Source organism: Bradyrhizobium sp. Leo170, from assembly GCF_004296405.1.
Classification (GTDB): Bacteria; Pseudomonadota; Alphaproteobacteria; order Rhizobiales; family Xanthobacteraceae; genus Bradyrhizobium.
Genome location: NZ_PSRR01000697.1, coordinates 1 through 1,546 on the forward strand (window position 1 = coordinate 1; position 1,546 = coordinate 1,546).

Annotated in this window: 2 protein-coding genes; both read right to left on the reverse strand. The window is 59.4% G+C overall.

Translation table 11 applies throughout. The features are described from left to right. On the reverse strand, window positions 1-345 hold a 345-nt coding region (locus CWO89_RS44075), incomplete at its 3' end, for a nitrogen fixation protein NifQ (protein WP_207234712.1). A 129-nt stretch (window positions 346-474) separates the two neighbouring features. After that, window positions 475-1,359: a nitrogenase iron protein gene (gene nifH / locus CWO89_RS44080; RefSeq protein ID WP_130231928.1), complete on the reverse strand. Its 885-nt coding sequence runs from the start codon at window positions 1,357-1,359 to the stop codon at window positions 475-477. Window positions 1,360-1,546: the final 187 nt, after the last annotated feature.

The following is a 1,546-nucleotide window of genomic DNA, read 5'->3' on the forward strand; positions in this document are numbered from 1 at the left end:
GAGCAGGAGATCACGCAACATTGCGCCCTCATCGCTCTCATTGCGCTTGAAACGCAAGAGCAACTCCTCGGCGTTCATCCGAACCGACGGGAAGTACTGCTCCAGCAACGCCGCCAGCTCATGGCTTGACAGACCGACCTTCTCGGAAAGAAGACCACCATCCATCGTGGCGAGCGCCAGAATGGACGCCAGCGCGTGGCGATCGAAATTGCTGTCACTGGTTGTGTCGGCATCTGCGGGGTGCGCCCCAGTGAGCAGGCGATAGGTCGCAATTCCCCTATGCCGCCCACCGTTCACATCACTCGCTCTGGCAGCCATAAGCGGAAAGAATTGCGCTTCGAACATTGATGGCCGACCTTTCCACCGCGATCAAGTATGCTCTGCTGCATCGTGATGCTGGTCACGAGATCTTTCGCCGGAACGCCGGCCTCCCTCATTAAGCATTGGGAAAGCCGGCCTCCATCGGTATGCTCTTTACTCGGCGGCGAGCTCGGCGGCGGTCTTGCCGACGATGGACTCGTCAACTGGCTTCATGATGCCGTGCTCCATCAGCATGTCCTCCAGCTCATCCATGGAGATCGGGGTAGGGATGATGCCTTTGCCGCCATTGTGGTGGATCCTGGTCGCAAGATTGCGATAGTGATCGGCTTGCTGGGACTCCGGCGCATACTCCAGCACGGTCATGCGGCGCAGCTCCGCGTGCTGCACGACGTTGTCGCGCGGCACGAAATAGATCAGCTGGGTGCCGAGCTTCTTGGCGAGCGCCTCCGCCAGTTCCAGCTCCTTATCTGTCTGTCGCTCGTTGCAGATCAGGCCGCCGAGCCGCACGCCACCAGAGTTGGCATACTTCAAAATGCCCTTGGAAATGTTATTGGCGGCATACATTGCCATCATCTCGCCGGACATGACGATGTAGATTTCCTGCGCCTTATTCTCGCGGATCGGCATCGCAAAACCGCCGCAGACGACGTCGCCGAGCACATCATAGGAGACGTAGTCGATGTTCTCATAGGCGCCGTTCTCTTCCAGGAAGTTGATCGAGGTGATGACTCCGCGGCCAGCGCAGCCGACGCCCGGCTCCGGACCACCCGACTCGACGCAGCGGATGTCCTGATACCCGATCTTCATGACGTCCTCGAGTTCAAGGTCCTCGACGCTGCCGGCACTCGCCGCCAGGCTCAAAATCGTGTCCTGTGCTTTCGCGTGCAGGATCAGGCGGGTCGAGTCCGCCTTGGGATCGCAGCCCACGATCAGGATCTTGTGGCCCATTTCGGCCAGCGCCGCCAGCGTGTTCTGCGAGGTGGTCGACTTGCCGATGCCACCCTTGCCGTAGAACGCGATTTGTCTCAGTGAAGACATGTTGCTCTGCATCAACCGATTTGCCAAAGTTTGCGCGCTGGCTCGCGCGCCAGCTTTGTTTCTCTCTCAGAAACGAGGCACACGGGTTCAAGGGAAGGAGAGCATCGCTCGTCTTGCGCGTCTGCGTGCACTCAGCCCTCACTCAGTGTTGCTGCATCGTAATAGCAACCCCCGTGCCAAGGCTGTC